The 26,952-nt window shown below is 67.3% G+C and carries 29 protein-coding genes; 17 read left to right on the top strand and 12 right to left on the bottom strand.

Features of this window, described 5'->3' with window-relative positions:
* Positions 1-301 precede the first annotated feature (301 nt).
* From ACLJRL_RS29190 to ACLJRL_RS29180, 3 genes are all read left to right on the top strand, one after another.
* The gene (locus tag ACLJRL_RS29190) at positions 302-1,630 is read left to right on the top strand and encodes a lipase/acyltransferase domain-containing protein (RefSeq protein WP_410659520.1); all 1,329 of its coding nucleotides are present in this window, start codon (positions 302-304) and stop codon (positions 1,628-1,630) included.
* Positions 1,627-5,397, top strand: a complete 3,771-nt coding sequence (locus ACLJRL_RS29185) for a hypothetical protein (protein ID WP_410659519.1) — start codon at positions 1,627-1,629, stop codon at positions 5,395-5,397. The genes ACLJRL_RS29190 and ACLJRL_RS29185 overlap by 4 nt, the downstream gene beginning before the upstream one ends.
* Positions 5,398-5,636: 239 nt before the next feature.
* Entirely contained in the window at positions 5,637-6,059 is a 423-nt protein-coding gene (locus tag ACLJRL_RS29180) for a hypothetical protein (RefSeq protein WP_410659518.1), read from the top strand.
* Between the two features lie 175 nt (positions 6,060-6,234).
* Here the strand turns inward: ACLJRL_RS29180 and ACLJRL_RS29175 are convergent, their stop codons facing one another.
* Entirely contained in the window at positions 6,235-6,996 is a 762-nt protein-coding gene (locus ACLJRL_RS29175; RefSeq protein ID WP_410659517.1) for an SDR family NAD(P)-dependent oxidoreductase, read from the bottom strand.
* A 20-nt stretch (positions 6,997-7,016) separates the two neighbouring features.
* On the bottom strand, positions 7,017-7,475 hold the full coding sequence (locus ACLJRL_RS29170; RefSeq protein WP_410659516.1) for an SgcJ/EcaC family oxidoreductase: 459 nt from the start codon (positions 7,473-7,475) through the stop codon (positions 7,017-7,019).
* A gap of 91 nt (positions 7,476-7,566) precedes the next feature.
* Between ACLJRL_RS29170 and ACLJRL_RS29165 the strand changes: the two genes are divergently transcribed.
* Positions 7,567-8,091 (top strand): MarR family winged helix-turn-helix transcriptional regulator, encoded by a 525-nt coding sequence (locus tag ACLJRL_RS29165; RefSeq protein ID WP_410659515.1) that lies wholly within the window; start codon positions 7,567-7,569, stop codon positions 8,089-8,091.
* A gap of 235 nt (positions 8,092-8,326) precedes the next feature.
* Here the strand turns inward: ACLJRL_RS29165 and ACLJRL_RS29160 are convergent, their stop codons facing one another.
* Entirely contained in the window at positions 8,327-8,662 is a 336-nt protein-coding gene (locus ACLJRL_RS29160; protein WP_410659514.1) for a DUF4158 domain-containing protein, read from the bottom strand.
* 56 nt (positions 8,663-8,718) lie between these two features.
* Positions 8,719-8,949 (bottom strand): hypothetical protein, encoded by a 231-nt coding sequence (locus ACLJRL_RS29155; protein WP_410659513.1) that lies wholly within the window; start codon positions 8,947-8,949, stop codon positions 8,719-8,721.
* 285 nt (positions 8,950-9,234) lie between these two features.
* Here ACLJRL_RS29155 and ACLJRL_RS29150 point away from each other — a divergent pair, with 285 nt between their 5' ends.
* The gene (locus ACLJRL_RS29150; protein WP_410659512.1) at positions 9,235-10,158 is read left to right on the top strand and encodes a hypothetical protein; all 924 of its coding nucleotides are present in this window, start codon (positions 9,235-9,237) and stop codon (positions 10,156-10,158) included.
* 231 nt (positions 10,159-10,389) lie between these two features.
* Here ACLJRL_RS29150 and ACLJRL_RS29145 read toward each other — a convergent pair whose 3' ends face one another.
* The gene (locus tag ACLJRL_RS29145) at positions 10,390-10,815 is read right to left on the bottom strand and encodes a hypothetical protein (protein WP_410659511.1); all 426 of its coding nucleotides are present in this window, start codon (positions 10,813-10,815) and stop codon (positions 10,390-10,392) included.
* Positions 10,816-11,467: 652 nt separating this feature from the next.
* Between ACLJRL_RS29145 and ACLJRL_RS29140 the strand changes: the two genes are divergently transcribed.
* The 7 genes from ACLJRL_RS29140 (at position 11,468) to ACLJRL_RS29110 (ending at position 15,776) form a co-directional block, all read left to right on the top strand.
* Positions 11,468-12,178 carry a Crp/Fnr family transcriptional regulator gene (locus ACLJRL_RS29140; protein ID WP_410659510.1) on the top strand — a complete coding sequence of 237 codons (711 nt, stop codon included), beginning with the start codon at positions 11,468-11,470 and terminating at the stop codon, positions 12,176-12,178.
* Positions 12,179-12,591: 413 nt separating this feature from the next.
* Positions 12,592-12,942 carry a hypothetical protein gene (locus ACLJRL_RS29135; protein ID WP_410659509.1) on the top strand — a complete coding sequence of 117 codons (351 nt, stop codon included), beginning with the start codon at positions 12,592-12,594 and terminating at the stop codon, positions 12,940-12,942.
* Complete coding sequence (locus tag ACLJRL_RS29130; RefSeq protein ID WP_410659508.1) at positions 12,921-13,343, top strand: hypothetical protein; 423 nt, start codon at positions 12,921-12,923, stop codon at positions 13,341-13,343. Before ACLJRL_RS29135 ends, ACLJRL_RS29130 begins: the two co-directional genes overlap by 22 nt.
* Positions 13,344-13,767: 424 nt before the next feature.
* A complete protein-coding gene (locus tag ACLJRL_RS29125; RefSeq protein WP_410659507.1) occupies positions 13,768-14,070 on the top strand; it encodes a hypothetical protein in 303 nt (100 codons plus the stop codon).
* A gap of 5 nt (positions 14,071-14,075) precedes the next feature.
* On the top strand, positions 14,076-14,330 hold the full coding sequence (locus tag ACLJRL_RS29120) for a hypothetical protein (RefSeq protein WP_410659506.1): 255 nt from the start codon (positions 14,076-14,078) through the stop codon (positions 14,328-14,330).
* A gap of 150 nt (positions 14,331-14,480) precedes the next feature.
* Positions 14,481-15,203, top strand: coding sequence for a Crp/Fnr family transcriptional regulator (locus ACLJRL_RS29115; protein WP_410659505.1), 723 nt, complete (start codon positions 14,481-14,483; stop codon positions 15,201-15,203).
* A gap of 225 nt (positions 15,204-15,428) precedes the next feature.
* Positions 15,429-15,776: a hypothetical protein gene (locus tag ACLJRL_RS29110; protein WP_410659504.1), complete on the top strand. Its 348-nt coding sequence runs from the start codon at positions 15,429-15,431 to the stop codon at positions 15,774-15,776.
* Between the two features lie 671 nt (positions 15,777-16,447).
* Here ACLJRL_RS29110 and ACLJRL_RS29105 read toward each other — a convergent pair.
* On the bottom strand, positions 16,448-17,092 hold the full coding sequence (locus tag ACLJRL_RS29105; RefSeq protein WP_410659503.1) for a class I SAM-dependent DNA methyltransferase: 645 nt from the start codon (positions 17,090-17,092) through the stop codon (positions 16,448-16,450).
* Positions 17,093-17,216: 124 nt separating this feature from the next.
* Here ACLJRL_RS29105 and ACLJRL_RS29100 point away from each other — a divergent pair, with 124 nt between their 5' ends.
* On the top strand, positions 17,217-17,708 hold the full coding sequence (locus tag ACLJRL_RS29100; RefSeq protein ID WP_410659502.1) for a hypothetical protein: 492 nt from the start codon (positions 17,217-17,219) through the stop codon (positions 17,706-17,708).
* An 805-nt stretch (positions 17,709-18,513) separates the two neighbouring features.
* On the opposite strand, the gene ACLJRL_RS29095 is transcribed toward ACLJRL_RS29100, so the two are convergent.
* Together ACLJRL_RS29095 and ACLJRL_RS29090 are read right to left on the bottom strand one after the other, a co-directional pair.
* Positions 18,514-20,598: a tetratricopeptide repeat protein gene (locus ACLJRL_RS29095; RefSeq protein WP_410659501.1), complete on the bottom strand. Its 2,085-nt coding sequence runs from the start codon at positions 20,596-20,598 to the stop codon at positions 18,514-18,516.
* A 59-nt stretch (positions 20,599-20,657) separates the two neighbouring features.
* Complete coding sequence (locus tag ACLJRL_RS29090) at positions 20,658-21,278, bottom strand: hypothetical protein (RefSeq protein ID WP_410659500.1); 621 nt, start codon at positions 21,276-21,278, stop codon at positions 20,658-20,660.
* Between the two features lie 325 nt (positions 21,279-21,603).
* Between ACLJRL_RS29090 and ACLJRL_RS29085 the strand changes: the two genes are divergently transcribed.
* Positions 21,604-21,954 (top strand): hypothetical protein, encoded by a 351-nt coding sequence (locus tag ACLJRL_RS29085; protein WP_410659499.1) that lies wholly within the window; start codon positions 21,604-21,606, stop codon positions 21,952-21,954.
* Between the two features lie 21 nt (positions 21,955-21,975).
* On the opposite strand, the gene ACLJRL_RS29080 is transcribed toward ACLJRL_RS29085, so the two are convergent.
* Positions 21,976-22,539, bottom strand: coding sequence for an HD domain-containing protein (locus ACLJRL_RS29080; protein WP_410659498.1), 564 nt, complete (start codon positions 22,537-22,539; stop codon positions 21,976-21,978).
* Between the two features lie 12 nt (positions 22,540-22,551).
* Positions 22,552-23,613, bottom strand: a complete 1,062-nt coding sequence (locus ACLJRL_RS29075; protein WP_410659497.1) for a helix-turn-helix domain-containing protein — start codon at positions 23,611-23,613, stop codon at positions 22,552-22,554.
* Positions 23,614-23,892: 279 nt separating this feature from the next.
* On the opposite strand from ACLJRL_RS29075, the gene ACLJRL_RS29070 reads away from it, so the two are divergent.
* From ACLJRL_RS29070 to ACLJRL_RS29060, 3 genes are all read left to right on the top strand, one after another.
* The gene (locus tag ACLJRL_RS29070; RefSeq protein WP_410659496.1) at positions 23,893-24,174 is read left to right on the top strand and encodes a hypothetical protein; all 282 of its coding nucleotides are present in this window, start codon (positions 23,893-23,895) and stop codon (positions 24,172-24,174) included.
* The gene (locus tag ACLJRL_RS29065) at positions 24,161-24,403 is read left to right on the top strand and encodes a hypothetical protein (protein WP_410659495.1); all 243 of its coding nucleotides are present in this window, start codon (positions 24,161-24,163) and stop codon (positions 24,401-24,403) included. The genes ACLJRL_RS29070 and ACLJRL_RS29065 overlap by 14 nt, the downstream gene beginning before the upstream one ends.
* A gap of 491 nt (positions 24,404-24,894) precedes the next feature.
* Positions 24,895-25,134, top strand: coding sequence for a hypothetical protein (locus ACLJRL_RS29060; protein WP_410659494.1), 240 nt, complete (start codon positions 24,895-24,897; stop codon positions 25,132-25,134).
* 10 nt (positions 25,135-25,144) lie between these two features.
* Here ACLJRL_RS29060 and ACLJRL_RS29055 read toward each other — a convergent pair whose 3' ends face one another.
* Together ACLJRL_RS29055 and ACLJRL_RS29050 are read right to left on the bottom strand one after the other, a co-directional pair.
* A complete protein-coding gene (locus ACLJRL_RS29055; protein WP_410659493.1) occupies positions 25,145-25,348 on the bottom strand; it encodes a hypothetical protein in 204 nt (67 codons plus the stop codon).
* 371 nt (positions 25,349-25,719) lie between these two features.
* Complete coding sequence (locus tag ACLJRL_RS29050; protein ID WP_410659492.1) at positions 25,720-25,896, bottom strand: hypothetical protein; 177 nt, start codon at positions 25,894-25,896, stop codon at positions 25,720-25,722.
* Positions 25,897-26,952: the final 1,056 nt, after the last annotated feature.

Raw genomic sequence — 26,952 nt, 5'->3', positions numbered from 1 at the left:
AGTTCCCGTAGCTCGTGCGCAATGACCTCGACGTCACGGCGCGTGGTGAGTGGTGAGTGGTGAGTGGTCCAAGGGTGATCGCGGTCAGTGCGCGGTCGGCGAGCTCGGGATCGGCCCACACCTTGATGGCGAGAACAAGCTGGTCGTCGACAGCCTCAGTGATATGACCGTCGCGAATGGCGAACAAAGTACAGCGTGCGGGTGGCCATCCCTTGAAGCCCTTTCGACGTGGCGATGTAACACAGCTATCGCCAACAATGACGTTAACGTTGCGTGACACCTCGTCACGATAGGAGGTCTGATGACACCGGACGCGGTGATGGTGGTGCCCGGCATCATGGGCAGCGAGCTCATGGACACCACCACGGGCAAGACGATTTGGGGTTTGAGGCCGAAGCTGGCGGTGTCGACTTTGCTGCAGGGCATGGGGCCTCTCGTGCTCACCGACGCGGAACGCTCCGGCGACACGAGCCGGGTCAAACCGGTAAGACTGCTGAAATTTCCCGCCTACCTGCCCGGACTGACCGGGCTTGAGCCCTACACCGGACTGGTGCGAGAGCTGCGTGGTGTGGTGCGCCATCCCAGCGCGGTCGCCGAGTTTGCATACGACTGGCGGCTGCCGGTCAAGCACAACGCCGCGCTGCTCGCGGACGCCATCGACGCACACCTCGAATACTGGCAGACGCGCAGTGATCGGACGGACGCGCGGATCGTGCTCGTAGCTCACTCGATGGGCGGACTGCTGTGCCAGGCGATGGCACCCACCGACAACGTTCGTGCCACAGTCACACTTGGCACCCCGTTCGATGGCGCCGCCAAGGCCGCGTTGATGCTCGCCCCGGCGTCCGGGCGGCTGCGTCAGCAGCTGCGGGCGGCTGCGGCGACCATGCCGGGACTCTACGACCTGCTGCCCGCCTACCGATGCGTCGACATCGCTAATGACGTCCGTCCCCTCACTGTCTCCGACGTCGTGGCGCTAGGCGGTGACGAGGACCTCGCCACCGAGGCCTTCACTGCGCGGACTGAGCGGGTGACGAATGCGTTGCCACAGCACTGGGCGCTGATCGGTGTGGAACAGCCCACGATGTCGACGTTGACACTGAACGCGGGAATGGCCACCGGCACCTACGACACCTTCGAGCTCCACAACGACGGCGAACTGGTCCGTGACGAACACGGCCGACTGCGACGCAGTCAAGGTTTCGGTGACGGCACCGTTCCCCGCAACTCCGCGCTGCCCCACCACCAGGACCGGCACACGGTGCTGGCTCAGCAACACACCACGCTGGCACAGTCCGACGAGGCCGTCACCTTCGCCCGCGACATCGTGCAGCACGGCCGCGGCGCGAAAGAACCCCGGCTCGGCGCCGGCGACATCGGCCTCGTGTTGCCCGATGTCGTGGCACCCGGCCAGGAATGGACCGGGACGCTGAGCGGCATCGACGATCCCTTCCACGTCGCCTGCACCTTGACCGACGCCGACGCCGACGTGGTCGTGGATCATCCGATGCCCCACCGCCGCGACGGCCAGCTGTTGATTTCAGGTGTGGTGGATCGACCAGGTCTCTACCGGCTGCGGGTCGACGGCGGTAGCACCCCGGTCGTGCAGTTTCTGCTGGCGGTGCCGTGACCGATCAGCACATCGAGATCTTTCCCGTTGCGCTCGGCCAGTACTCCGACCCCGGCCTGCCGTCGTTGGACAGTGTCGAGGCCGAGGTGACCACACTGGCTGGCCTGTTGGCGGACTTTGGCGGTGTGGTGACCGACTGGCCGGTCCCAATGGGAGACCGGGGTAGCGATGCGGTGGAATCTCGGCTGGCCGACTGGAGCTCATCGGACCACCCGTTCTCAGTGCTCTACTGGGTCGGGCACGCCAGCGCCAACCGAGCTGATCCACGCCTGCAGCACGCCCGCAGCCGCGAACGCGAAAACCGTCCCGGCATAAGCGTCGACCGCATGGCCCACGCCATCGCACCCCGCAGCCGCGACTCCGGCGCACACTGGCACATCGTAGTGATCGACACCTGCTGGTCGGCCGCGTTCGTCCAGAAGGTCAGCGCGGCGGTGGACGCGATGCCGGGCGGCCGACGGCTCCTGCTAATCGGCACCTCCGGCGACGGTGCCACCACCCTCGGCCGGTTCACCGCCGCGCTGCGGTCCGTGCTGCGGCACAACTTCGGCGCCAGCGACCGGATCAGCCTGTGGGACCTGGCCGGAGAGCTGCGCCGCACGTTGCCGCGCGCCGAAGTGGTCCCCAAGAAAATCACCGACGATGCCGCGCTGCACCGCACCACCCCGCTCACCGGCGCCCCGCTGGACGTCATCGACGAGATCAACGCCGTCCTCGCTGACCTGTCGGCCGACGAACGCAGCCATTTCATCCCCAAGGCACAGGGCGGCGAGCTCGGCGAGCTGAGCTGGTACTTCCAGGGCCGGCGCGCCGAGTCGGAGAGCATCAACACCTGGCTCGCAACCCACGACCACGGCCTGCTCGCCGTCACCGGCGCCGCTGGATCGGGCAAGTCCGCACTGCTGGGCAACCTGCTCACGCACACCCGACCCCAGCTGCGTTCCGTCCTCATCCGGCACGGCCTGATCACCGAGCTGGAACCCGCGCAACGCCCACCCGACAACACTTTCACCGTTGTAATACACCTCACAGGACTGTCCACACAGGATGCGCTCGCGCACGTCGCTAACGAGCTCGCCCTGGACTGCCTCAACCCCGCCGCCCCGCTGACCGAGCGCCTCCGCCGGTTCCTCGCCGGCGTCGCCCAGCGCGCCCCGCTCACGATCCTGGCCGACGCCCTCGACGAGGCAGTTGACCCGCTCACCGTCGCCAATGCGCTGCTGGGCCGCCTGGGCGCGCTGGATGGCGTCCGTGTCGTCGTCGGTACCCGCCGCGACACCAGCGAGGGCCCGGACCAGCCACCGTCGGATCGTCGCAACCTGCTCGACGCGTTGCGCGCCACTGACATCGTCGCCCTCACCCGCGACGCCACGGCCATCGGCCGCTACGTTGCCAGCCGGTTGACCAAGGCATTCGAGCGCACCGACGCCGTCACCGACACTGCTGTCGCCATTGGCGTCAGCGGCCACGAATTCCTCTTCGCCCGCCTAGCCGTCCACGAGATCCTCGCCGCAGGCGCCGTACCGACCGGAACCGCACTCGACGAGCTGCTGGTTACCGACCATCGCGGTCTGTTCCGCCGTGCCGTCGCTCGGCTTAGCCACGCCCACCTGGCCGCCATCCCCATACTCCGCGCTCTCGCCCACGCGCAGGGCCGTGGACTACCGGTTCGTGACGGAGTGTGCGCGCTGATCGCGACCGCGCTCTCCTCGCACAAGATCAGCGACGCCGAGGTGCACACCGTGCTCGACGCCGCCGCGCCTTACGTGCTGCTCGACACCGAACACGGCCAGACCGTGCAGCGCCTCGCCCACCGCACCTTTGTCGAACACTTCCCCGCCGACGCCCACCAGACCATCGCCGCGACACTGACCAACCACCTGGCCGAAGCCCCCGAGCGGGCCGCCAACCCCTACCTCGCCCATTACCTCAGCGGCCACGCCGGACACGCGGGCGAGCAGGCGTGGATTCTGCTCGGCGGTCACCCCGGCGTCCTCGACCGACTCGACCCCGCGTCGGTGGCCGCCGACGCATGGCGCACCGCGTTCGGCCGCCACCCACTGCTACCTGCCATCACGGGCGTCATCAGCGCCAGCCACCGCCTCGTCACCGCCGCCTCCGCTGACCGCCCAGGCCTACGCCAACTCGCCATGGCCCGACACACCACGACCAGCGACATCTACCGCCACGAACCACCACCACACGACCAGCACGCCTGGCACGTCCGCTGGGCAGCACTCACCCCCGCCCCTACCCATCGCACCCTCACCGGCCACACCGACTCAGTGGAGGCTGTGGCGGCGATACCTCTGCCCGACGGTCGCATCCTGCTCGCCACCGCTGGCCGGGATGCGACGGTGCGGTTGTGGGATCCGGTCACCGGCCAGCCGGTCGGCGACCCGCTCAAGGCCCACACCCCCTTCCCCTACTGGGTGAGGGCGATGGCGGCGGTGCCGCTGCCCGGCGGCCGCACCCTGCTCGCCACCGGCAGCGAGGATGCGACGGTGCGGTTGTGGGATCCGGCCACCGGCCACCCGGTCGGCGACCCGCTCACGGCCCACACCGAGACGGTGAGTGTGGCGGCGGTGCCGCTGCCCGACGGCCGCACCCTGCTCGCCACCGGCGGCGAGGATGCGACGGTGCGGTTGTGGGATCCGGCCACCGGCCACCCGGTCGGCGACCCGCTCGCCGGCCACACCAAGACGGTGTTGAGTGTGGCGGCGGTGCCGCTATCCGACGGCCGCACCCTGCTCGCCACCGGCAGCGAGGATGCGACGGTGCGGTTGTGGGATCCGGCCACCGGCCACCCGGTCGGCGACCCGCTCACGGCCCGCAGCCGCTACCCCCACGCGGTGAGGGCGATGGCGGCGGTGCCGATGCCCGATGGCCGTGCCGTGCTCGCCATCGCCGGTGGGGGTCGGATGGTGCGACTGTTGGACCCGGCCACTGGCCAGCCGGTCGGCGACCCACTCACCGGCACCGAGTGGGTGGCAGCCATGGCGGCGGTGCCGATGCCCGATGGCCGTGCCGTGCTCGCCATCCCCGGTGGAGGTCCGACGATGCGCCTGTGGGACCCGGTCACCGGCCAGCCGGTCGGCGATCCGCTCATCGGAGCCAGCGGCTGGGTGGTGGCGGTGCCGATGCCCGATGGCCGTGCCGTGCTCGCCACCGTGGGCTGGGATGCGACGGTGCAATTGTGGGATCCGGTCATCGGTCAGTCGGTCGGTGACCCACTCACCGCCCACACCCGTGGGATGGAGGCGGTGGAGCCGGTGGAGGCGATAGCGGCGGTTCCGCTGCCCGATGGCCGTACCCTGCTCGCCATCGCCGGTGGGGGTCGGATGGTGCGCCTGTTGGACGTGGCCACCGGCCAGCCGGTCGGCGACCTGCTCACTACCCCCACTCGCTGGGTGGGGGCGGTGGTGGCGGTGCCGCTGCCCGATGGCCGTACCCTGCTCGCCACTGCTGGCGGGGATGCGACGGTGCAATTGTGGGATCCGGTCATCGGTCAGTCGGTCGGTAACCCGCTCACCGGCCACACCAGTCGGGTGAGGGCGATGGCGGCGGTGCCACTGTCCGACGGCCGCATCCTGCTCGCCACCGGCAGCGAGGATGCGACGGTGCGGTTCTGGGATCCGATCACCCAGGCACAGCTCAAGGCGATAGATGTAGAGGCACCCGTGCACGCGGTCGTCTCCTTGCCCCAGGGCGCGATCGCTGTCGCGATGGAAGACGGAATCGTTGTGTTGTCTCTCGGCCTGGCCTGAAGCTGACGAAGACTGCCTGGGTGGCTGAATCGGCTTCGTCTTCGGATCCGCTTGCACGACTGGCTTGTCGCTCGCCGCGGCTGACGTCCGTGTCGAGTAGGACGAGTACTCATCGGCAGGCTGACGGCTATTCCGGTGTGTCGGCTTGCTTGGTGCAGAGAAGCACCCAGCACTTCAAAGCGTGGCCGCTGGACACCGTCATCGCAGAGCTCACCCAGGGACAGCCCTACCGACACGTCATGGGCTACGAACTCGGCGAAACCCGGCGCGCCGAGCGCGATGCCAAGTACGACACGGCCCTGCGCACCGGTGAGTACCCGCTGCGCTACTGGGACGGCGGCTGGAACCGCGCCCGCGCCCAGGCCTTCCTGCGCGAGACCTTAGAGATCGAGACCTGGGTCAAGAGCGCATGCACCTACCATCTTCTGACTGCTTTGCTGCCGTGTCCCGATTGGACGGAGTCTCCGCCGGTCCACACCCGTTCCGTGTTGCGGCCCAGCGTGTCTCGATTGTATGTTCCCCGACGCGAAGATGATCTTGTTCGAGGTTCAGGGTCGGGAGTCGTGGGACGTCGATCGGAGACCGGCCATGCCCGGCGTGTCACGCCGAGCGGGGTGGGAGGCCAGGGGACCGCCCAGCGGCTTCGCTGCACCACGTTGTAGATCTTCAGTGTGATCATGCTGCCGCCGGGTGTCGGGGTGACGGTGGTCTCGCTGCGATACCACCAGCTGCCATGGACGGCGACGCTTCGCGTGCGCGTAGAGGCCTCGACGGTGACTCCGTCGGTCGGCGGCACGTCGAGGACCAGGGGTGCGATGGGTATGGGACTGCTCCGTTTCAGAGGGGCGTGCGGTGGTAGGCGGGAGACTGTCGTTCGGGGGTGAGGATGCGCAGGGCCGCCCGCCGGGGCAGGGCCCTGGCCACGGCCGCGAACAGGGTGTTCTTCGTGCCGCAGATGACGGTGGGCTGTTTGCGACGGTGCAGGGCCGCCAGAGCGGTGGCAGCGACCTGTTCGGGGCTCTGCACCAGGCCGGCGGGTACGTCAGCGCCGCTGTGCGGCTGCGATCGCGTCGAGGTCATTCCCGGGCACAGGCCCATGACATAGATGCCGCGGGCCTTGTGCTCATGCCACAGGGATTCCGAGAACGAGGTGACGAATGCCTTGGTGGCGCTGTAGACGCTCAGGTTCGCCATGGGGGCGAACGCGAGGGTGGACGAGACGTTGACCAATGCCCCGCCGGGCTGGGCCCCGGTCAGGAAGGCGTGGGCGAGGGTGAGCAGCGCGTGGCAGTTGAGGTTCATCATGGCTGTCGCGCGCTCCAGCGGGACGTCGACGAACGGCCCGGAACTCGCGGTGCCCGCATTGTTGACCAGGACGTCGAACCGGCCCTGCTGCACGCCGTGGACCACGCGTCCCAGGCCGTCCTCGGTCGCCAGGTCCGCGACGAGCGCCGAATGCCCGCCCTCGCCCAGGCCGTCGATGACCGCGCGCAGACGTGCCTCGTCGCGCGCGATGCCGGTGACGGTATAGCCGTCCGCGGCCAGTGCACGGGCCACCGCACGGCCGATGCCCTCACTTGCCCCCGTGACCAGAGCCATGCCCCGGGTGGTGGACCCGATCACTTCTGTGCGGCCGGGATGGTGCCGGGGGCGGTCTTGAAGGAGATGGCCTCCATCAGCGCCTTGCGCTGGGTGTTCTGGAAGGCCGCCACCCGCCACTGCCCGTCCGCCTCACGCACGAACGTGCACGTCTGCACCTTCGACAGCTTCGAGGACCGGGGCGCGGCGGCGCCCTTGTAGGTATCGCCGCGACCGTTGACGACCGCGGTATCCGGACCGTAGAACCGGATGTCGGTGATCTCCCCGGCGAGCTTGGTGTTCTTGAGGAACTTCGCGAACAGCGCGCGGTGGCACTCCACGATGTCGGCCCTGCCGCTGTAGTACGTCCCGACGAACGTGACGTACGTGGCGTCCTGAGTGAAAAGTGCCCCGTATGCGTCGGCGTCGTTACGGGCCCACGTGCGGTACATCTCGGCCATCACCGCGGTGATGGCCGCCTTGTCGCCCTGTGTGGTCATACTGTCCTCCAGTTCGTTAAGATGAAGCAACATCTGCTTACACCTAATATCTGCATCATTGCAACTATTAGCCTAGGGGGCATCCGCAGCGATGGCAAACCCGACGCCCGGAGACCAGCACGTGATCTTCCGCCAGTACCTCGACGCGGTGGGCCTGCACGGCATGGCCGGTGCGGAAGCCGCCGGACTCCAGCCCACCGAGTGGTACGCGGTCAGCCTGATCACTCTGGCCGGACGCATCACCTCGGGTGACCTGGCCGCCCGCGCCGGCCTGACCACCGGGGCCACGACCCGGCTCATCGACCGGCTGGAGAAGGCCGGCTACCTACGCCGCACCTCGGACCCGGCCGACCGCCGACGGGTCATCGTCGAAGCCTCAGCCGAGACCTTCCCCGACATCGAGGACGTGGTCGGTCCTGCCCGCCGACTGATCGCCGAGGTCCTGGACCGCTACACACCCCAACAGCGCGAGGTCCTGTTCGACTATTTCGCCCACGCGGCCCCCGCCTACCGAGCAGCCACCGAAGAGATCCGCGCCCGCGCCGCACGTAGCCGCCGCCCCGGCCCAAAACCCAAGGAAAACACTTCTCGCCCCGCCCCTCCCACGAGCGAGTGAGCGCCCGTTCCCCGCTTTCGCATCGAGAGCCTGGCGCTGCTCTCACAAACGACCCTTTGCGGGAGTAAGACCAAATACAGTCGGTCCGAGGTCGCCGAGAAGCGGATCGGCTCTCAGAACCGGTTCGCGCTCAAAGCGAAAGGAGCGGGGTTCCGCGACTTACGTTGTGCGAAATCCGGACTCCTGACGGGCCCTCAAGAACCTTCCTCCGACAGCAACGCGATGACCCGTTCCATCAGCCGCGCCTCGCTGGCCGATCCAGCGCCGAGCGCACGATCCGCTCTATCCGGCCCGCCGTCGGCGGCTCCAAACGCCGACCACTCAGCCAGCCCAGCAACTCGGCGCCCACCTGCTCCGCGCGGCGCTCGACCTCGGTCACCTCGGCGACCAGCCAGTCAGTGGCATCGGCTGGGTCAGCGACCGAACTTTCGGTGAACCCGAAGAACTCGCGGATCTCCGCGCGGTGACGGTCGTGCGTCCGGCCTGTCCAGCTGTAGGAAGGCAGCGGCCATGCCGACCATGAGTACCGCGAGGGCGCGGTAGAGGGCCGCTCCGCATACGGGTGGCCCACGCCGCTCCCGCCCAGGCGCCGAGCAGACCCCCGGCGAGCCGGTTGAGCACGATCGCTCAGTGCGCGCCGAGCTCGGCCGCCGACACTGCGGCCAGCCGGGCGGGCAGGACGGTGATCACAACGAACAGGCTCATCGCCTTGTTCAGGATCACCGCCGACAGCGCGGCAAACCCGGACAGCCCGATCAGCAGCGACAGCCGGAACTCCGCACCGCCCAGCCCGATCATGCCGCCGAGCAACCCCACTGCCGCGCCGGTCGCGAAAGCGAGGGGTGCGGCGTGTGGCACGCTCGGTCGAGCTGACCACCTCGTCGACCACGCAGCACCTCCGCCATCTCGGGCACGCTCGCCTCGAAGACCATACCGGCCGATCGGTTTGATCTACGCCACGTAACAGGTCGGGAAACGGGACACGTGCGCAGCAGCCTTGGCCTGAGGGCGTTGCAATCGCTGACGTTCCTACCAGGACACCAACTCATCTAGACACGGCGACTGCGGCGAGAAAGTGCCCATTTGCATTAAGCTGTCGCCCGGTTCATCGCCGAACCGGAGGCCGGCGTACTCGCGCTCGCGATGGAGTTCGTCGCCACGGCGCTCAACCCCACGCAGGGCCTGATCAAGGGCCAGCGGTTGTTGGCTCTGCTGCAGGCCTCGACCGGCACCGAGGAGGTCCTCGCCGAGTTCGAGCGGCGGATCACCGGTGTGCCGTGGGCGGTCTACGACGTGCGCCGCACGCTCTCGCCCCGCGTCGACGGCAAGAACAACTTCGCCCGCTCGGTTCGCATCCTCGACATCGGTACTCCCGAGGAGACACGCGCCCGGCGCGCCCGCTGCGCCGACATGCCGCTGACCGTCGGCGACCCCGCCTTCCCCGACGACACCCAGCCCCGTCTGTGGCTGCGGCATCGCGACCGTCAGCGGCTCGACGGCGGCATGGCGACCGCCGAGCAGGTCCTCACGCTCGCCCCGGCCACCGCCCGATCCAAAACCGGGCCCGCGTTCCCCAACAGCAACGACGCCGGCCTCGACAGCCAGATCGAGGCGCTGCTTCAACACCTCGGTCCCGACGAGGTCGAACAGGAACTCCGTGACGTCGCTTCACGGCCCGCCACAACCGCAGTCCCGGGCCCGCCAGCCGACGAATCCAGCCCCGAAGAGCCCCTCCCACGGGTGCTGTCCACGTCAGCGGCCCACCCAACAATCCCCCGCAGATCGCCGCAGACCCATGAAAGCGGGAACGACGGCACTCGACGTCCAGGTCACCACGACCGAGTCGGCCGTGACCTGGACACTCGACGCCGCAACCAGTGCCCTGGTGCGCGACGCGATTCGCAGAGCAATGACCGGGCTGGAAATCCAGGCACGTCAACACCATCCCTGCACTACTACGGTGCCTGGTGCGCCGCCGCCGCTTTCCGCCTGCACACCGTCGAGGACGCCACGCAGGCCGCCGAGATCCAGCGCACCGGGGGACCCTTCCCCACCTACAACGACTGAAACACCAGTGCGACGTCGCCGGACCGGCCGCCGGATGCCCGTCCCGCGACCCCGCATCCGCCTCTGAAGTTCCCGCACCGCAGAGAAATAAGGCTCAGGCTCCTGATGTATGTGATCTCCCCAGCCGTCCGTGACTCCATCCGCGCGGTGGTCGACTACACGCTGCCCGACGAGCAAACCGACTACCAAAACCAAGACACCGCAGGAAAGGAAAACCACATCTACCGCCACCTATCCACAGTGGAAGAATGGCTCGATCAGTGCGGCACCGCGGGTATGATGCTCGCCGCCGTTCCACGTCGGGCCAACCGGCCACAGGCGATAATCCCATGGGCACAACCGATGTCCATTGATCCCGCTGCCAACGACAACGCCGCACCCCGCGATCCCGCAACCGTTCTCGCTCGCTTGTCCCACAAAGGACTTCTGCGATCCTGGAAGCTCACGCACGGCAGAGTCGACGTCCTGGTCGGCCGCGGCACGATCGCGCTCGATCCACTTCGTCCCGCCGATGTCGCACGGGTCGCCGAATCCCTGGAACGTGACCAGGTCCGTCTCGAGGGGCAGGGCTACCCGATGGGATACGCCACGACGCGGTACCCCCTCGACGATGGTCGCCTGCTCGACCACCACCGCAGCGTCGCCTTCCGAGACCACCCCGACTTCCCCTATACCGTCCTGGCGTCCGGCGGAGACCCATCGGGGTGTGCGGCCGTGACTTTCCACGCTTGCACCCAGAAAGAAGCACTCGCGCTGGCCGGACTCGGCCGCGTCCGAGGACGCTGTCGTCGCTGCGGGAACCCGCGACCCCTGATCCGCCGCGAGCATCACTGGGTACCCGACCAGCGCATCGATTGCCCCTGGTGCGGAGCCGGAGCAGACGAGGACGTCGTCCTGCTGTGTCGCCGGTGCGGCACACCGATCGTCGACAACCCGGCCCGCGGACCGCACGCCAAGGCCTGGTTTGCACCTCGCGTCCGGCGACGCCCGCTGCGCCGAACGCCAGGACATCCCAGGATTCGCCCCGGGGCCCGTACCTGGCCTGATCAAATCCCTGCCCGACCCCCTGTAGGCAGGAACTCTGGGTTGGCCGCAAACCGGGAACAGCACCACCATCCACGACCCGCCAAGCCTCAGCAGGTTCTCGCGCCTCCTGGTCGCGGCGTGTCGTGGACCGGCAATGGAAGCAGGCTGGCGTCGGCGGTGTCCAGGCACCCGCTCCGCGGTCGGCTTCGCCGAGCCGGACACCGCCGACACCAGCCTGCTCCCTCGCCCTGGTCCACGCACCGCGCCGACCAGGAGGTACTGCATGTCCACCACCGACGACATCCTCGAGAACGCGTCATTTCACACGATCATCTTGCAGATCGGCGAACCGTTCGAGTTCCCGCGAGATCACGTGATCTTCCACGAAGGCGAACCCGGAGACCGGCTCTACGTCGTCACGTCCGGCAAGGTCAAGATCGGCACCGCCCGAGACGGCAAGGAAGCCCTGCTCAGGATCGTCGGCCCGGAGGACATGTTCGGCGACTTTTCCCTGCTCGACCCTGGGCCGCGTTCGGCCACCGCGACGACGCTCACCGAGACGCTGGCGACCGCCATCGACCGGACCATGCTCAAGCGGATCATTGTGTTGCGCTCTGACCTCGCCGAGGAACTGCTGCGCATTCAGGCACGGCGCCTGCGCCGGGCCTGCGCGGCAGTGCAGGACATGGCCTACAACGACGTCCCCGCGCGACTCGCCCGTGCTCTGCTGCAGTTCGTGAAGCGCTTCGGGGCCACCGAAGGCAGCGGATACCGGGTCGTGCACGACCTGACCCAGATCGAACTGGCGCAACTCGTGGGTGCCTCCCGCGAAACGGTCAACAAGACCCTGGCCGACTTCGTCGACCGGGGCTGGATCCGGGTCGAAGGCAAGTCCGTGCTCGTCACCGACCCCGAGCGGCTGGCACGCCGGGCCCGCTGGCCCCTTCCCGCCGATTCGATGCCCGTTCACGCTCCGGCCCCGCGAGCGCGGTGACCGCCGATGCACGACCTCACCATCGCCCCCTGGCCACAGTCCCAGCGTCGGCGCGACCCGGTTACCCGCGCCCCTCACTTACGAGATCCAGATCGGATGGCGGATCACTGACATCCGCAACCCCCGCGACGCCGCGCGAGCCTGCTGGAACTGATCAGGAACGGCCGCTGCGCGCCGATCATTCTGCCCGACGAGTCCGGCTGAGAATTCCGCGTAGACCTCACGGCCAGTCTCAGTGACGACGTCGACTTGCTTCCCGCCGCGCAACGTCGGCCCGCGACTTCGCGCTGACACCCCACACCGCCGACGCGCCGACCCTCTCCGGTTCGTCCCGGCCAGATCGATGCCCGCCCACGTCGTCCAAGACCGCCCCGATCCGCTCAGCACAGGGCTCATGCACGAAGGAGACTGGCATGCCGACCCACGAAGACCAGGCCAGGGGCGTGACATCCTCGCCCGCACCGGTCATCAATCCTGGCAGCGAGGCGATCCGCGCCGCCCTCAAGGAGCACGCCGACGAGGCGATGCGCACGTACTACAGGGAAGTTGTCGGCGAAGCCCCGCTGGAACAAGCACAGATGCGGCGCGCATCGAACCTGGACGAACATGGCCGGTTCGGCTACGTCCTGACCCTCACCGCAGGCGGCGACGTCGCGCCACGCGACGTCGAGATCCTGATGCCCGGGCTGCCCGTCGACATGCTCCGGCAGAGCATGACCCGGATGTATGTCGACGACAGCTCGTGGACGTGGGCGCGCGGGTGAACGTCGGTCGCCGGATGATCAACGAGGAACTGGGCGAACGATCCCTTCGCTACGGCTATGACGCCGGACTGCCCGAAGAGCGACGCCTGGTCCGCGCGGCCTGGGGCGCCCGCGCCATTATCACCGACACCAGTGTCATCGACATCCTCGGCGACCGGCAATCGACTTTCGGTCCGGCGCGCGACGTCGCCGAACTGCTAGCGAGGCTCAACCACGGCGTCAACACGCGGTGGATCGACCTCGCGACCACCCTGCTGGCCACAGGGGAAATGTCCAGGAACGAGGCCGGGGAGTTCGTTCTCGTCGCCGACAGGGACGTCACCGTCAAAGCCAACACCAAGGCATCCGACGGCTACCTGTACGTGTGCGCCTACCTGGCGCCGCACGCTGAGACCAGCTGACATACCGGTAACGATCACGGGGCTTCCCTTGCGGTTACTGGATGTCCGGCCGCGCCGGGGTGCCTGCGGGCGGAGTTTGATCATGGGAAGCCCGGGTGGTATCCGGCGGGCAGGGTGATCCGCGCGAAGCCGATCAGGCCGTCACCTGGGGGTGCAGCGAGGTTCGGCACGCAGATCACCAGCCCCGGCAGGTGCCGCCCGCAGTCTTACCGCTCAGGTGGGAAAGAACCGGGGACGGGTGGTCTCGCCGTTCCGAAAGCCACCACGCCAATCCGTGAAAGCGAGCGTCCATGCCTGCCTCCACCATCGTTGAGTCCAGCAGCCCGTACCGTTTCTACGCGCGTCCGTCCGCACCCACGCCGCGTCGCCTGCGGCGACCTACGCCGTCGGCAAGGCAGGATGGCGCGGCCCCAGAAGCTTCCGGGTGTCCCACGGCTGGGACTTCGCCAAGACCGAGCCCGCCTCCGCCGGCGACATCCCACCGCAAGCCACTTCCGCACCTGCCGGCGACCCGGCCGATCTCGCCGGGAACCTGATCGACGAACTCGGCACCCGCGCCTACCGGGTCATCCCTGCCGCCACCGTCATCGACCACGATATCCGCCAGATCTCCATCGCCGAATCAATCTGGAACGACCACCCGACGACCGTGGGGCGAGCGCTCATCCCCCGCCCTCGCCTGCGTCCTGGTCACCGGGCCCGAAGCCGAGCTCGGAACGGTGGGTGATCGCCGTGTTGGTTGAGTGCGTCACCGCCTACGACGGTGACGGTGGCCCGCGTGAAGTGCTGTTCGTCGACGGTGTCGAGGTAGCGCAGGTCGTTCGCTACGAGATCGACCCGGACGACCCGATGCTGCGCTACATCGGAACCGACCCGTGGCTGGATCGGCAGAACGCCATCGCGGCCACCGCGTCACCCGCCGCCGCCGACCGTATTCGCACCTGGGCAGCGCAGACCGCCGAATCCCTCGCCGTCGACGACGACTAGGCGCAGCCGCCCCGAGCAGAGGGGCGAACGCCCAAAGGTTCCCGGTCACGGTGTCGCCGACGCCTGATCTCGCCGTCGCTCCCAGTGCCGGCGCGCCTCCGGTGGCCTCGCGAAAGCACCGCATACCCGACCGACTCAGGAGGTACAGCCATGTCCACCACCAGCACCATCGACACAGTCCCCGCGAACGCCTCACTCCACGCGACCATCTTGGAGGTCGGGGCGCCGGTGGAGTTCCCGCGTGGCGCGCTGATCTTCTCCGAAGGCGAGCCCGCGCATCACCTTTACGTCGTCAGGTCCGGCAAGGTCAAGATCGGCAGCCAACGAGACGGCAAGAAAGTCCTGCTCAGGATCGTCGGCCCAGACGAGATCTTCGGCGAACTTGCCCTGCTCGACCCAGGCCCACGCTCCGCCGCTGCGACCACGCTCACCGAGACGCTGGCGACCGTCGTCGACCGGGCCACTCTGAAGCTGATCATCAGGTCCAGCCCCGAGCTCGCCGAGGAACTGCTGCGTATCCAGGCGCGCCGCGTGCGCCGTGCCAACGACGCAGTGCATGACGCGGCATATACCGACGTGCCCGCGCGACTCGCCACGGTCCTCCTCCAGTTCATGCTGCGCTTCGGGACCAGGGAAAGCCGCGGGTACCGGGTCGTCTGTGACCTCAACCAGATCGAACTGGCGCAGCTGGTGGGTTCCACCCGTGAATCGGTGAACAGGGCCCTGGCCGACTTCGCCCGTCGGGGCTGGCTGCAGATCGACCGCAAATCCGTGTTCATCACCGACGCCGACCGCCTGGCACGCCGGTCACGCTACACGCCGGGCATCGACGATCTTCGTCCGAACCGGCCTTCCAGCCCGACCTCCCGGTAGCAGCGTACTGAGGTGCCCCCGGCGATCGGTCCCTCCGCGCACCCGGCTTTAGGACGCTCGCGACGAACCAAGGCCCCGCCCTGAAATTCCCAAGGTCGGCCCGCATCTTGGCTCCTGGCAACGCACCCTGCCGAAGCGCCGCGGATGCGTGCCCCTCCGGATTCGATCATGGACGTACTCATCATGCCTGTACACGCTCCGGCCGCCCGTGCGCGGTGGCCGCCGATGCACGACATCACCATCACCCCGTGGACACAGTCGCAGCGCTTTCGCGATCCTGCCCGGCGGCTCTTGTTCCTCGTCGGTACCCATCGACCCTGGTGGCTGGCCCACAGCCCCGTTCCGCTGTGCGTGTCCGCGCACACGCTTGCCGCCTACCGTCCCGGCGGCCGCGGCCTGCCGATCGCCGGCGTTCCCTACGCCATCGACAGCGGCGCCTACACCGAAATCCGCGACCACGGCGAATGGCGCTGGAACGAGGACACCTACGGCGGCATGGTGTACCGCTTCATGTCCGACTGCGGATACCCGACTTTCGTTGCCCCGCTTGACTATCCTGCGAGCGGCTGGTGATCGCCCGCTCCGGCGGGTCCGTGCTCGAACACCAGGAATGGACCCTGGAGTCCTACCTGTACCTCACCCGGGAATTCCCACACGCCCCGTGGATGCCTGTTCTTCAGGGTACTGGAGGAAGAACACCACCTCCGCCTGACCATCGACGCATTCCGCCAGATCCAGGCCGGACAGCTTCCCGCCGGACTCGGCGCCCGCGGCCTCATCGCGACCTTCACCCACATCGACAACGCGCTGCGGGACAGCGCACCGGCCGAGCCGACGGTGCTGGACACCGACCGGCGAATCGAAAACCTACTCCGCGCGCAGGCCGCAAGCCTGCACGTCGGCCCGGCCAACTACTGCTGGTTCCGCGACCCGTCCAAAGCGCTCTGCCTGCGACTGGCCGGGACCACAGAAGCGACACGGCCGCTGATCGGACTGTGCGACTCGGCCCGCTGCCCGCAGGCCACCCACCACGCCTGCCACCGACCGATCTGGGCCGAGCAGGCGGCCACCTTCCAAGCGTTCCTCGGCAACCCCAGAGTCCCCACGGGAGAGAAGACCCGGCTTCGACGCGAGCACGACCGTGTCCAACGAGTGCTCGACAGCATCGACGAGGCCACCAGCACCGCTGGGAGCACACCCGCATGTCCTCCGGTTCCGACTGGCGAGCCCAACATATGCAGAAGTTAGGACTTACTACGTGCGAAAAGAATCGCTTGCTGAGCTTTCGCATCCGGGTCGAGCAGCATCTGAGCCTCGACCACGAATCCGGCATCGCGCAGCCAGGATGCCACCTGTTCAGGCTGACGGCGGTGGACATGGACCTTCATCGGGTGACCGCCATAGCCCTCCGTCATCAAACGCGACTCGTCGCCGACGTGAAACAGAAGCTGCAGCGGTCCGCCGGGACGCAATGCTCGGTGGAAGTGCCCGAACACAGTCGGCACCTCGTCGTCAGGGATGTGGATCAACGACTGCCAGGCGAGCAGGCCGGCCACCGAAGCGACGGGGAGGTCCAGGTCCGTCATCGAGCCCACCTCGAACCGCAGGCCGGGGTGATCTCGCCGGGCCACGTCGATCATCCCAGGGGAGAGGTCGACACCGAAGGCGTCGACACCGAGCTCATGCAGGTGGGCGGTGACTTCACCGGGGCCGCAGCCGACGTCCGCGACCGGCCCGCCGCCAGCGATCCGCACGCTGTCGGCGAACAACGCCAGAGCCGCGCGCAGGTACTGGTGTCCGGCGAGGGCGCCGCGCACTTGGTCGGCATAGCTGACCGCGACCGTGTCATACGAGGTTCGGGTGTCGGCCAACCAGTCATCCGTGGTCATGACCGGCACGATATTCCATGATCACGACCTCGTGGACGGCCGACGCAGAGAGACCGATCATCGGCCGCCAACTGGCCCAGAACTCCGCCACGTTTCCGCAGACCGCAATGCAGGAGAGCACATCATGCCGCTGACCACCGAACAGCGCCGCCGCAACGAGGCCAGCATCCGTGCTGCGATAGACCGCCTACTGCTGGGGCAGCTTCCAGCCCGCGGCGGTTGCGACCTCAAGACCCTCGCACGAGAAGCCGGCGTCGCCAGAACTGGCTTCTACGCACGCACCGACCCGCAGGGCAACCAGCGGCCAGGGCCCTATCAGCACCTGGCCGAGGAGTTTCAGCGTCGGCTGGCCGATCTCCGCGAGGCGGGCAAGGTCTCAGACCCGCGCGAACTCCAGATCACCAGCCTGAAAGACGAGAACGCCAAGCTCCGTGAACTCGTCCGGGAACGCAATGCACGGATCACCGAGCTCACCGAGTTCAAGGAGCGCGTGTTGGCACAACTCGCCGCGCAGCACGAAGAGATCCTCCGGCTTCGACAACGCACCGACTCTCCGAACAACGTCCGCACCCTCCCCACCGCCAGGAAGTCGAGGATCACCGGACCATGCGGCTGAACGAAGATCTGTTCCAAAGGAGCACCGCGACACGTCACCCATCCACCGACCGCAAGTCCGATCGTCTAACGTGGACGCACACGGCTCCGATGGGCTTAACTGGCTGGTCGCAACGCGACACGCTTACAACGGGACACGGCCACTGCCGCGACAACCTGCGGGGCTCGATCCGGGAGATCGGTGCCATCGCTAAGCACTTCGCCCGCCGTGGCTACAAGCTTCATGGCTTCGGGCTGAAAACGTCGGCCTTGCGCGCCTACGCCCCGTCCCCGAAGACTTCATCGGCCGGTCCGCGATCCAGCGGCTCATCGATCCTGACCTATAGAGCCAGCTCTCCAGCCGGGCATCAACTTGCAAGGTCCGGCCCCGGCCAATCCGTCTGGTCGAATCGGGCGGACAGCTCGCCGGTATGGCACTGTGGCCGACCCCGCTCCACACCGCCGTCGCCATACGCGGCGCGTTGGCCCGCGCCGCGATACTCAACCGCGGCCTACGGGCCGTGCGTGCCACCACGTGGTTGACCTGCACCGCACAAAGTGTCCGGGCCCATGCGGCGAAAACGGCGGAGGTCGACGGCTGACGGCCTGTAAGACGGGCCGACGCCCCGGCGGGAGATGTTGCGGTGGCGGGGCGGATCAGGCCGGCTGTGCTAGCTGGGACACCAGCCGCCGGGTGTCGACGGTCAAAGGATGCTCCTGCCCCAGCAGCTGCTGACAGGTCCATAGGAAGTCGGTCAACTCTTTCCGGCTGAAGGCTGTGTCCGGCGGGGACATCCCTATTGCCGCAAGGTCGCCGTCGTGCGCCATCAGCTTGCGGGATTGCCGGGGCCGAGTGTGTGCTCCCAGTCAGCCAAGGCTCGGGTAAATGTGGACGTAGCCGCCTCGCAGTCCCCCGCCATGGCCATCCAACGAGCAAGGTGAATACGAGTGGCTAGGACGTGGTGATGATCGGTTCCGAGCACGCGGGCGCGCTTGTGCAAGGCTCGCTGGAGAAGTTCGACAGCACGGGCCGGATCGCCTGCCTCGCCAGCAAACCTCGCCGTTAGGCCGCGCATCCTCAGCGTGCTCGGGTGGTCGGGCCCCAGGATCTCCTCCATGTCGGGGACAAGATCGGCGGCCAGATCAAGGGCGCGCTGCGCGTCGCCCGCCAGCCACAGGTAGAAGCACATCTGGTGGCGGACACTATGTGCGCGCGCATGGTCTTGCCCGAGCGCCTGCTGCACCTCAGCCAGAAGACTTGTGCTCAATGCTACTGCTCGGCCGGGGTCAGCCATACCCAAAAACCTGACGTGCGACTCTCGGCTGTCACGCGTGTCGGGGTGGTCGAGCCCCAGAACCCGGGTTTGGTCAGAGATCAGGGATTCCAGCATTGTCGCGGCCGCAGTATTGCCTGCCGTGTGCGAGACGACCTCGGCGAGGTAGTGCCGCGCGCGGAGCGCGCCTGGGTCGTCCGGTCCGATCGCCGCGACGCGGCGGGCGACGGCCTCCTTAAGCATCCGCTCAGCGCCGGGGAGGTCGCCGATATTGCCTGTAGCGGCGGCCAGCATGATGTCGGCGTCTACGACGCCTTCGTCTGCAGCCTTGGTGAAGGCTGCAGACGCCGCTGGGAACTGAACGCGCTCGTTCGCGGCGGTGCCGATATCGAAGGCCTGGGAGGGGGTGGCGTACTCAATGAGCCTGTCCCAAGTGGCGTGGTTGATCGCGTCGTGGCCGGGGAGGTCGACAAGGTAGTCGAAGGCCAGGTAGTAGCCCGGTTGGTTGGTGGGCAGCAATAGACTGCTGGTGCCGTGGCTGACAGCGGTGGTCCATTCCAAAGCGTCAGCCAACGGTTCCGGGCGCAGCAGTGGGCCCTGCCGTCGGGCCAGGTAGGCCTCGGCGAGTTCGGCGAGCAGGCCGATGGGGACAGGTTCGTGTAGGCCTGCGCGGCGGCAGTCCACGGCCGCGGCAACCAGCGCCGCCCCGCGCGGGTGGGCCCCGGCGCGCCAGGCATTGCGCCAGTCCTGGGCTAATTCTGGGCCGGCGGCGAGGGCCTCGGCCAGCCCGAACCGTGGGCAATGACGCAGCGCCGCCCGGATCCGGGGATCGTCGACGTAGCCCGCGGCGCGCTGTAGTTCGGCGTCGCTCCACTCCCGGCGCACTTCGATGACCCGTGCAAGCTCCAAGGCCTCCCTTCCCGCCCGCCACGCTTCCCGACGCGCATCGACAGGGTCCTCTTCGCGGGCGCTGTAGCGATCGTGTTCCGCCGTGCGCATGGTGGCCAGGAGCAGGACGTCCCGGTCGCCGTCGCCGAGCATCCTGGCGGCCATCGCCGCGGTCAGCCCGTCCGCACCCAGGAACCGCTCCAAATCGTCCAGCCACACCACGCACCGCCGCTGCCCCAGCACCGCCGGAAGCACGGTGTCCAAGGCCTCCCGGGTGGTGGGTGCGACCAGCACATGGTCCGGTAACACCGCCCGCACCGCCTCGTACGCGGCGCGGGTCTTACCTGCCGTGGAGTCACCCACCAGCAGCACAAAGCCGCCGTCAGCCACCGCCTCCCGCAGCCCGTGTTGGCAGTCCCGGAAAACGTACGGCGGGACCCGGTCATCGGCTCGGCCATTGCGCGCGGCAGCGGGGTGCACGCGCAACAGAATCGGGTCATCCAACCCGCGCACTCGCCGCAGTCGACCGGACAGAACTTGCTCTGGCAGCGCCTCGCGTTGGGCGGCGCGCCGCTCCACCATCGCCCGTCCGCGTGCACTCGCCACGCCGAATATTGCCACCGCGAGCACCGACCCGACCGCAGCGGCCGCAGGCCCCGACAGCCACAAGATCACCGCACCGGTGCTCCCGGCGAGCACCACCGCCCCGGCCACCAACACCCAGCCGCGCCATACCCCTGCCCGCGTCATCCGCCCCCCTAGAGATGGTCACCCGGTGCCATCACCGTGAGCCCACCTCGGCCGTGCGGCTAGCCCGCATCCGGGTGACCTGGGTCAGCGTTGTGTCGGGTCAGCGTCATCAGGCCGGCCGAGAAGCTGACGGACGATCGGAATCGCCTGGCGCATTTCGCTTTCCACCTGCTGGCAGGTGGTTTCGAATCCGTGCAGATCCCGGCCGTAGAAGGTGCCCAACGACTGCCCAGCGGCGAGGACGACAGCGGCCACGTCGGCGGCGAGCTCCAGGGTGTTTCTCCTCGAAATCTTGAGATCGAGAGGTCCGCCCCGGCGGTGTCGTCGTGCAAGCGCAACGTCTTCCACGAAGAGACCGCCCAGGAGACGTGGTGCGCGATCCCGCTCCACCACCGGTAGAGCCGCCGACCGGGATCGCCGAGGCTTTTGGAGATCGCGCTCGCGGTGTAGAAGGTCTTTACCTGGCCGTCCAGGACCACGCCGAGGTCGTTGTAGCGGCCGAATCCCCGAACTTCGAAGCCCGCAGCTTCGATGATCTTGCGGACCTCGTCCACCGAACCGGGGCCGCCCAGGGTGGGACCGAGTTCGCTCTCGCTGCCTTCGTTCGCCGACCAGATCTGGAACTGAGCACAGCGGAGAAGCCGTTCGGTCTTGTCCGGCGCCAGCGACCAGCTCGTCAACGCGGCTGCTTCTAGCAGCGACCGGGCAGCGGGGAAAGGCGACAGACCGGGCCACCCATCTGGATCGAGGCCGGCGTCGGTCATGGCATCCGGTGGATATGCCAGCGCTAGCAGCCGTAGATGATGCAAGACGGACATGGCCGCGTTGCATGCGCACAACGTCTGACAGGCACGTGTTGTGAACCCGTGACCCGCCCGCGAGCCGGGTCAAGCGCCCTAGGAGCAGACCATTCGGCCTTGAAACCGCAGGTCAGGGATCTGATCTGTAACGGCTGACCGGGTCCGAACGAGTGAAGGGCCAGGTCTGAGGACGAGGAGCAACGACGTGACGGAAGCAACGATCCACGAGATCACGGGCAAGTACCGGTCCATCAAGTTCGACGGCAAGGCCGTGACGATCACCATCGTGACCGGGAACTGGGTGTCCCGCGCTGAGCTGGTCCACCGGTTCCGGCTGCGCAAGATCGAGGCCATCGACATCAAGCGTCCGGCCAGGCTGGATCCGACCGGAATGGTCACCTTCCGCCTCGCAGGAGAACCGCCGGAACTCCCACCTCTGATGCCCGCGATGTCCTCGAAGGCTCCGGCAAACGCATTCGCGTTCTCGAAGCAGATCCAGCCCGAGGTCGAAGCCCTCGTGGAGGCGATCGAGGATGCTTTGGACGATCTCGACTGACCTAATAGCGGGAACCCGTGCTCATCGGTCTCGCCATGCCAGCGGAGACAGAGTCACAGCAGCTTCTGCGATACGTCGAGCGGTCTCGGTCGCGAGTCCCTTTCGAGCTGAGTCGATCCATCCGGCCACTCGCTCGACTCCGGTTTCCCGGTACTCGACTGCTTGGAACAGCATTTCGAGCTTGTCCGCGTCCTTGGCACATTTCGCCTCGGTGGTCTGCCGGGTCTCGTATTCGTCCACTGCCGATCGGACCAGCTCACGCGAAGCAGACGGCAAGGCGGCTGTCTGGTCGGCGGTGATCTCGCGAGGCTCAGGCTTGGTCATGTACTTGGCCGCCGTGTGCGGGATATCCCCGGTCCGCGTCTCCTGCGTGTCATGCCAGAGGGCCAGGAAGGACGCGCGTTCCGGATTCGCGCCTTCCTCCGCCGCGAGGAGAGCCGCGATCTGTGCCGTACGAAGGCTGTGTTCTGCGACCGACTCAGGAACGCGAACACCGACATGCCACCACCCCGTGCGGCTCATTCGCTTGAGCAGGCCGAGTTCGTAGGTGAACGCGGCGAGCGAGGTGGACTCGTCTTCTGGCATGGGGTTGTTCTCCTATCGATCGGCGAGACGCAGAGCGTAGTGAAGGCCAGCGACCTGATCACGTCCGTCGCGAGTCAACACGTTGGCAGAAGCGATCATCTCCAGAGCCCTTGCGAGTGCGCTACGGGCGTCGGGGCTTGTGCTGAGGAGAGCGGGACGGCTGGCCACGAGTGTGTGAACGGTGTGCAGGTTGAGGGGCAAGTGCGGTGACCCTGGATCCAGCCGGCTCACCAGGTGGTGGAACAACCTCACGCCAGACCACGCCCTGGAGTCGTCCTCGGCCATGAAGGTGTCATCGGTCTGGTCGTCGGGGAGTTCGCCGATCCAGTGCGCCCAGTAGTTGAGGTTTGCGAGATCGGCGCGTGTCCCGTTGGCGCGAATGACGAAGTCGTGCAGGTGGGAGCCATCTCCGATCGAGGCGAGCGCCACAGAGGCCGAGCGCGCCTCCAACAGGCTGGTTACGTCACCGTCAGCGATAGGCCGTCGACCAGCACTTGACCACTCACCGCGCAGCCACTCCGCCACGTGGTGGCGCTGGTCGAAGCCGAGCAAGTAGACCGCCTGCCGTCGCAGTAGCGCTTCATCGGCACGAACGCCCTGTTCCGCGACGGTCATCAAGTGATCGAAGAACCGGATCCGTTCGGTGGCGCCCATCGTGGGTCCAGACGCGACCGGTCCTCGGCGTGGCACCTTCGGCTCGAAGATCTCCAGCTCTTGCGGCAGGTACCCGGTGAACGGCCACGTGATCAGGTTCGTCAGCGTCTTGCGGTGCACGCTTGCGGCGAGAGGGTGTACCTCGGGGTCGACCCATCGGTCAGCGGAGGCGATCCCGGTCGAGAGGACAAGATCGGCCTCGACAGCCGCGCGCAAGTGCCGACCAGTCGACGAAGGCGCCCCCAGCCGAGAAAGCCGCGAACACAACCTGACGAAGTCCCCAGCGGGCATCGCGGACAAGGGACGCCGTCCTGACTCCCACCCTTGAACGGTGCTGCCGTCGACCGCCAGATGTTCCGCGAGACGCTCTTGAGTCAGGCCTCCGGACTGCCGTGCGAGCTTGAGGACGAAGCCGGTCACGATGCCCGTTGAACGGGAACCCTGACTGCCAGTCAGTGTTGCCGGTGATCCGCTCACTGGCGCCCCCAGATCTGGACGATTCCGGTCGGACCGCACCCGTACTGGCGGTCCGTTCTACCTACTCATCGGTGATCGTAGCGTCACTCCACGGGGTTTCGGGATGGCTCTAACCAGCCAGAACAGACGGGAGTGACCAGCATGAGGACAGCTGTCCCGCGAACACCGCAGCATCGCGGTCGTGTTCCTACGCCATGCGTGCCACGACCACGGGGTGAGTCGTTGTCGCGGGCGGCGGGGTACGAGTGGCGGCTGTTCGCCGAGACCGAGGCGCACTTGTACCGCCGTGCCCTGCTGGACCCGGATCTCTACTGGCCTCCGATGCTGCTCGCCTGGTGCGAAGAGGAACGGCAGGAACCCCTCGGGCATGAGCGAACCGCCATCAGCGCGGATCGGATCGCGGCCCCGTCGGCGACCGTGCGTTGCCCACGGTGCAGCGGCCTACTGCTCGACGCGAACGCGGTAGCACGCGGCGAACGGGGGGTGCGCGGTGGACAAGGCTGACCGGGAACTCCTCGCGGGCTTAGCGAAGGTCAATGCCGAGATCGGCGAAGTGACGTTGCAACTGCTCACGCTGGAACCGTCGGACGAGCACTACGCAGCCGGACTGCGAAGGCTCGGCCGGGACCTCGTGAAGATCGGCGCCGCGCTTGCTCGGCGCGCGGGCGAACTGGACGGCAAGGACCAGCCCGCCGAACTTCTGTGCGGCTCCCCACCGGAGAGCACTCCCTAGGTTCTCGGCCGCCACGCCTTGCCCCTCGCTCGGCGCGGCGGCCGAGTCCCACACGCAATTCCTTGATCTCCCGGCTATCGCGTTGAGGCCCTGCCCCAGCACGGCAGCTGGGTTCGACCTGCCCGCGTGACGAAGAGGACAGCTCGATGCCACGTAACCCAGCAGGACCAGGTCCGACACGGACGGTACCGGGCAAGGACAGGCCCACCAGCCCCACGGATCCCAATTCCCGCCCGCCAAACGTGCCTCCCCCGCCACCACCCCCGCAACGCTAGGAGAGGCCCGTGCCCAAGAACCGAAAGCCACGTCAGCGCGATCGGCGTAGCTGTCTCACCGGAGGCCGGGAGGGGAACAAGGTCTTCGGTGATGCGGGCAGTCGCCCGCCACAACAGCCGACCGGGCCGACACGACCAGGTGGCGGCTACCCCTCGACCCGGTTTCGCTGGCCACCGGACCTGCCAGAACAAGACGACGAGGTTTAGAATCGGCTCATGCGAAGGGCCCGAGAAATGCGCAGGCTGACGGACGTTCTCCTCGCGGGAGACCCCGAGGCTCGCTTTTACAGCGGGGATCTACGACGCGAGGCGAACATCACCAACCAACGGCTGGCCACGCTGCTCGAAGTTCTGCGTGACCGTGGCTGGATCACTCACGGGTGGGGCGAGCCCTCACCCGGCACCCTGCCCTTCTACGTACTCACCGACCTTGGTCGGCGTGAGCTGGCCAAGTAAGTCACACGGACTAACCGATGTCGAAGCAGACGAGCGCCGAGTAGGTCAACCCGGCATCCTCGTCTCCTCGGGCGACCAAGATGCTGGTCAACGTCATCGTCGAGACCCGAACCGGCTTTTCCTCGTCCTCCCTCAGCTTCTTCGTGACTTTCTCGATGCTCTGCGCCATATCGTGCAGGTCACTCGCGATGAAGCCTTCGACATGCTGCTGCACTTGTTACCTCCTCGTCATCGGGTGATCAGCGGCGAAGGAACCACGGGCGGGTCGACGACTTGAAACACGACCAAGGCGCGCAAGGTTTCGGTGCTGTACACGTTCGTAGAGCTTATGTTTCCGTACATGAGCGGACCTTGGCTGCTTGATACGTGCGATTCTGAAGCCAGAGCCACTGAATGAACCGTCAGCGCGCCTCTCGCCGTCCTGAGGTCGCGGTTGATCTGTTCCGAGACCGTCTTATTCCCCGATTGGTACTCCCGAACTTCTTGACGCACTCGCCCTCCTCCGACTGGATGCACTGATGTCGTTCCGGACCACGTCAGCGCTACACCCCGAGACGCAAAGAAGGCCCCCGTGCTCAACCCGGATCAAGTACCGGGGAGCACGGAGGCCTTCTTGGTGACCTGCGTCAGACCGCAGGTCGGCAACGACGTGATCCCGAGCAACGCGAGGGGCAGGCACACTTCAACGCGGCCAGAATGATGTGGCCAGGTCTGCTTGACGATATTCCCACCGAGTGTGATCCGTTCACGGTCGATCGCCACCTTCCGGCATTCCTTGAGTGGCTACCGCAAGCCCATGCTGCACACAAAGCCTGTTCGGAGAATCAGTCAACGTAGTCTTGCGGAGCAACAAGCGGCAATTCTCCGTACAACACAACTACCGCGGCCAAGCCGAGCAGGACTCGCACTCATCACACACCCCCTGCAAGAGACGATCACCGGTCCGGGAACCCAGAGTTCCCGGACCGGTGATCTCTTACGACCCTGCACAACAACATGCCGCTATCGGGTCGAACGAGATCAGCACCACGGGACGACACCGGTGCCGCCGCCGCCCGGAGCGGTGTGCTGCGTGGGTTCCCACAGGTCGCCACGCATCCATCCGCTGCGCCAGCCCGCGGACGTGTTGATGCTCAACCACCCCCAGATATGACCGTCGCTGCCGCGAATCTTGCAACCGGCCCACGCGTTCGTACTCGGGTAGCCGTAGGCGATGACCTTGCCGCTGGGTACTGAGGCTCGGAGCCGGGCCCCATGCGCAAGGATGTCGACACTGACAGCGCCTGCCGCCCCGACCCCATCTGCGGAGCGCAGCCCACGGTCGCTGGTGCTGCGGCGCGCCAGGCTTTCCCATGGCGTGACTTGGAATCCGCTGATCGCGGTGCCATCCGGCGCGACAGCCGCGACGCCGGGCCCAGCGACGCCGCCGGGAACCGGGCCGGTCTCCGAACTCGTGCCGGCAGGGAGTCCAGCGTGAGCGCCGGCCGCAGAGACGGTATGTCCCGGCATTGCGCCTGCCGACGCAGTTCCGGCGGTGGCCACGCCGCCGGCAACGAACGCCCCGAGCGCGAGCGCAGCTGCAGCCGTCCGGCGACGAGTCATAGCGGACTTGAGCATGAAGAACTCCTTAGATAGTTCGGAATCTCAACTAGAGAGACGTGGCTTTGTTGACACGGAACATGTTCTGGCGCCCATACGGACGCCAAATTCGGCGAAACCGCATTAAGGCGAACCTCGGAAGCCCGCCATCGGATGGACACCACTCGGGCCGCGCCCGCTTGTGCGCCAACCGATGCCCGAGCGTCGACTACAAAGCCT

The organism is Amycolatopsis sp. lyj-112 (assembly GCF_046549055.1).
Lineage (GTDB): Bacteria > Actinomycetota > Actinomycetes > Mycobacteriales > Pseudonocardiaceae > Amycolatopsis.
This window is presented reverse-complemented; position numbering and strand designations above follow the sequence as displayed.

What these genes read in the sequence shown, in the direction of transcription:
- ACLJRL_RS29165 (WP_410659515.1), top strand. Translation starts at nt 7,567, where the DNA reads ATGGCAAACCCGACGCCCGGAGACCAGCACGTGATCTTCCGCCAGTAC.
- ACLJRL_RS29100 (WP_410659502.1), top strand. Translation starts at nt 17,217, where the DNA reads ATGCCGCTGACCACCGAACAGCGCCGCCGCAACGAGGCCAGCATCCGT.
- ACLJRL_RS29105 (WP_410659503.1), bottom strand. Translation starts at nt 17,092, where the DNA reads ATGACCACGGATGACTGGTTGGCCGACACCCGAACCTCGTATGACACG.
- ACLJRL_RS29110 (WP_410659504.1), top strand. Translation starts at nt 15,429, where the DNA reads ATGCACGACATCACCATCACCCCGTGGACACAGTCGCAGCGCTTTCGC.
- ACLJRL_RS29135 (WP_410659509.1), top strand. Translation starts at nt 12,592, where the DNA reads ATGCCGACCCACGAAGACCAGGCCAGGGGCGTGACATCCTCGCCCGCA.
- ACLJRL_RS29140 (WP_410659510.1), top strand. Translation starts at nt 11,468, where the DNA reads ATGTCCACCACCGACGACATCCTCGAGAACGCGTCATTTCACACGATC.
- ACLJRL_RS29080 (WP_410659498.1), bottom strand. Translation starts at nt 22,539, where the DNA reads ATGCCAGAAGACGAGTCCACCTCGCTCGCCGCGTTCACCTACGAACTC.
- ACLJRL_RS29095 (WP_410659501.1), bottom strand. Translation starts at nt 20,598, where the DNA reads ATGACGCGGGCAGGGGTATGGCGCGGCTGGGTGTTGGTGGCCGGGGCG.
- ACLJRL_RS29180 (WP_410659518.1), top strand. Translation starts at nt 5,637, where the DNA reads ATGGGCTACGAACTCGGCGAAACCCGGCGCGCCGAGCGCGATGCCAAG.
- ACLJRL_RS29150 (WP_410659512.1), top strand. Translation starts at nt 9,235, where the DNA reads ATGGAGTTCGTCGCCACGGCGCTCAACCCCACGCAGGGCCTGATCAAG.
- ACLJRL_RS29175 (WP_410659517.1), bottom strand. Translation starts at nt 6,996, where the DNA reads ATGGCTCTGGTCACGGGGGCAAGTGAGGGCATCGGCCGTGCGGTGGCC.
- ACLJRL_RS29115 (WP_410659505.1), top strand. Translation starts at nt 14,481, where the DNA reads ATGTCCACCACCAGCACCATCGACACAGTCCCCGCGAACGCCTCACTC.
- ACLJRL_RS29190 (WP_410659520.1), top strand. Translation starts at nt 302, where the DNA reads ATGACACCGGACGCGGTGATGGTGGTGCCCGGCATCATGGGCAGCGAG.
- ACLJRL_RS29060 (WP_410659494.1), top strand. Translation starts at nt 24,895, where the DNA reads ATGCGAAGGGCCCGAGAAATGCGCAGGCTGACGGACGTTCTCCTCGCG.
- ACLJRL_RS29170 (WP_410659516.1), bottom strand. Translation starts at nt 7,475, where the DNA reads ATGACCACACAGGGCGACAAGGCGGCCATCACCGCGGTGATGGCCGAG.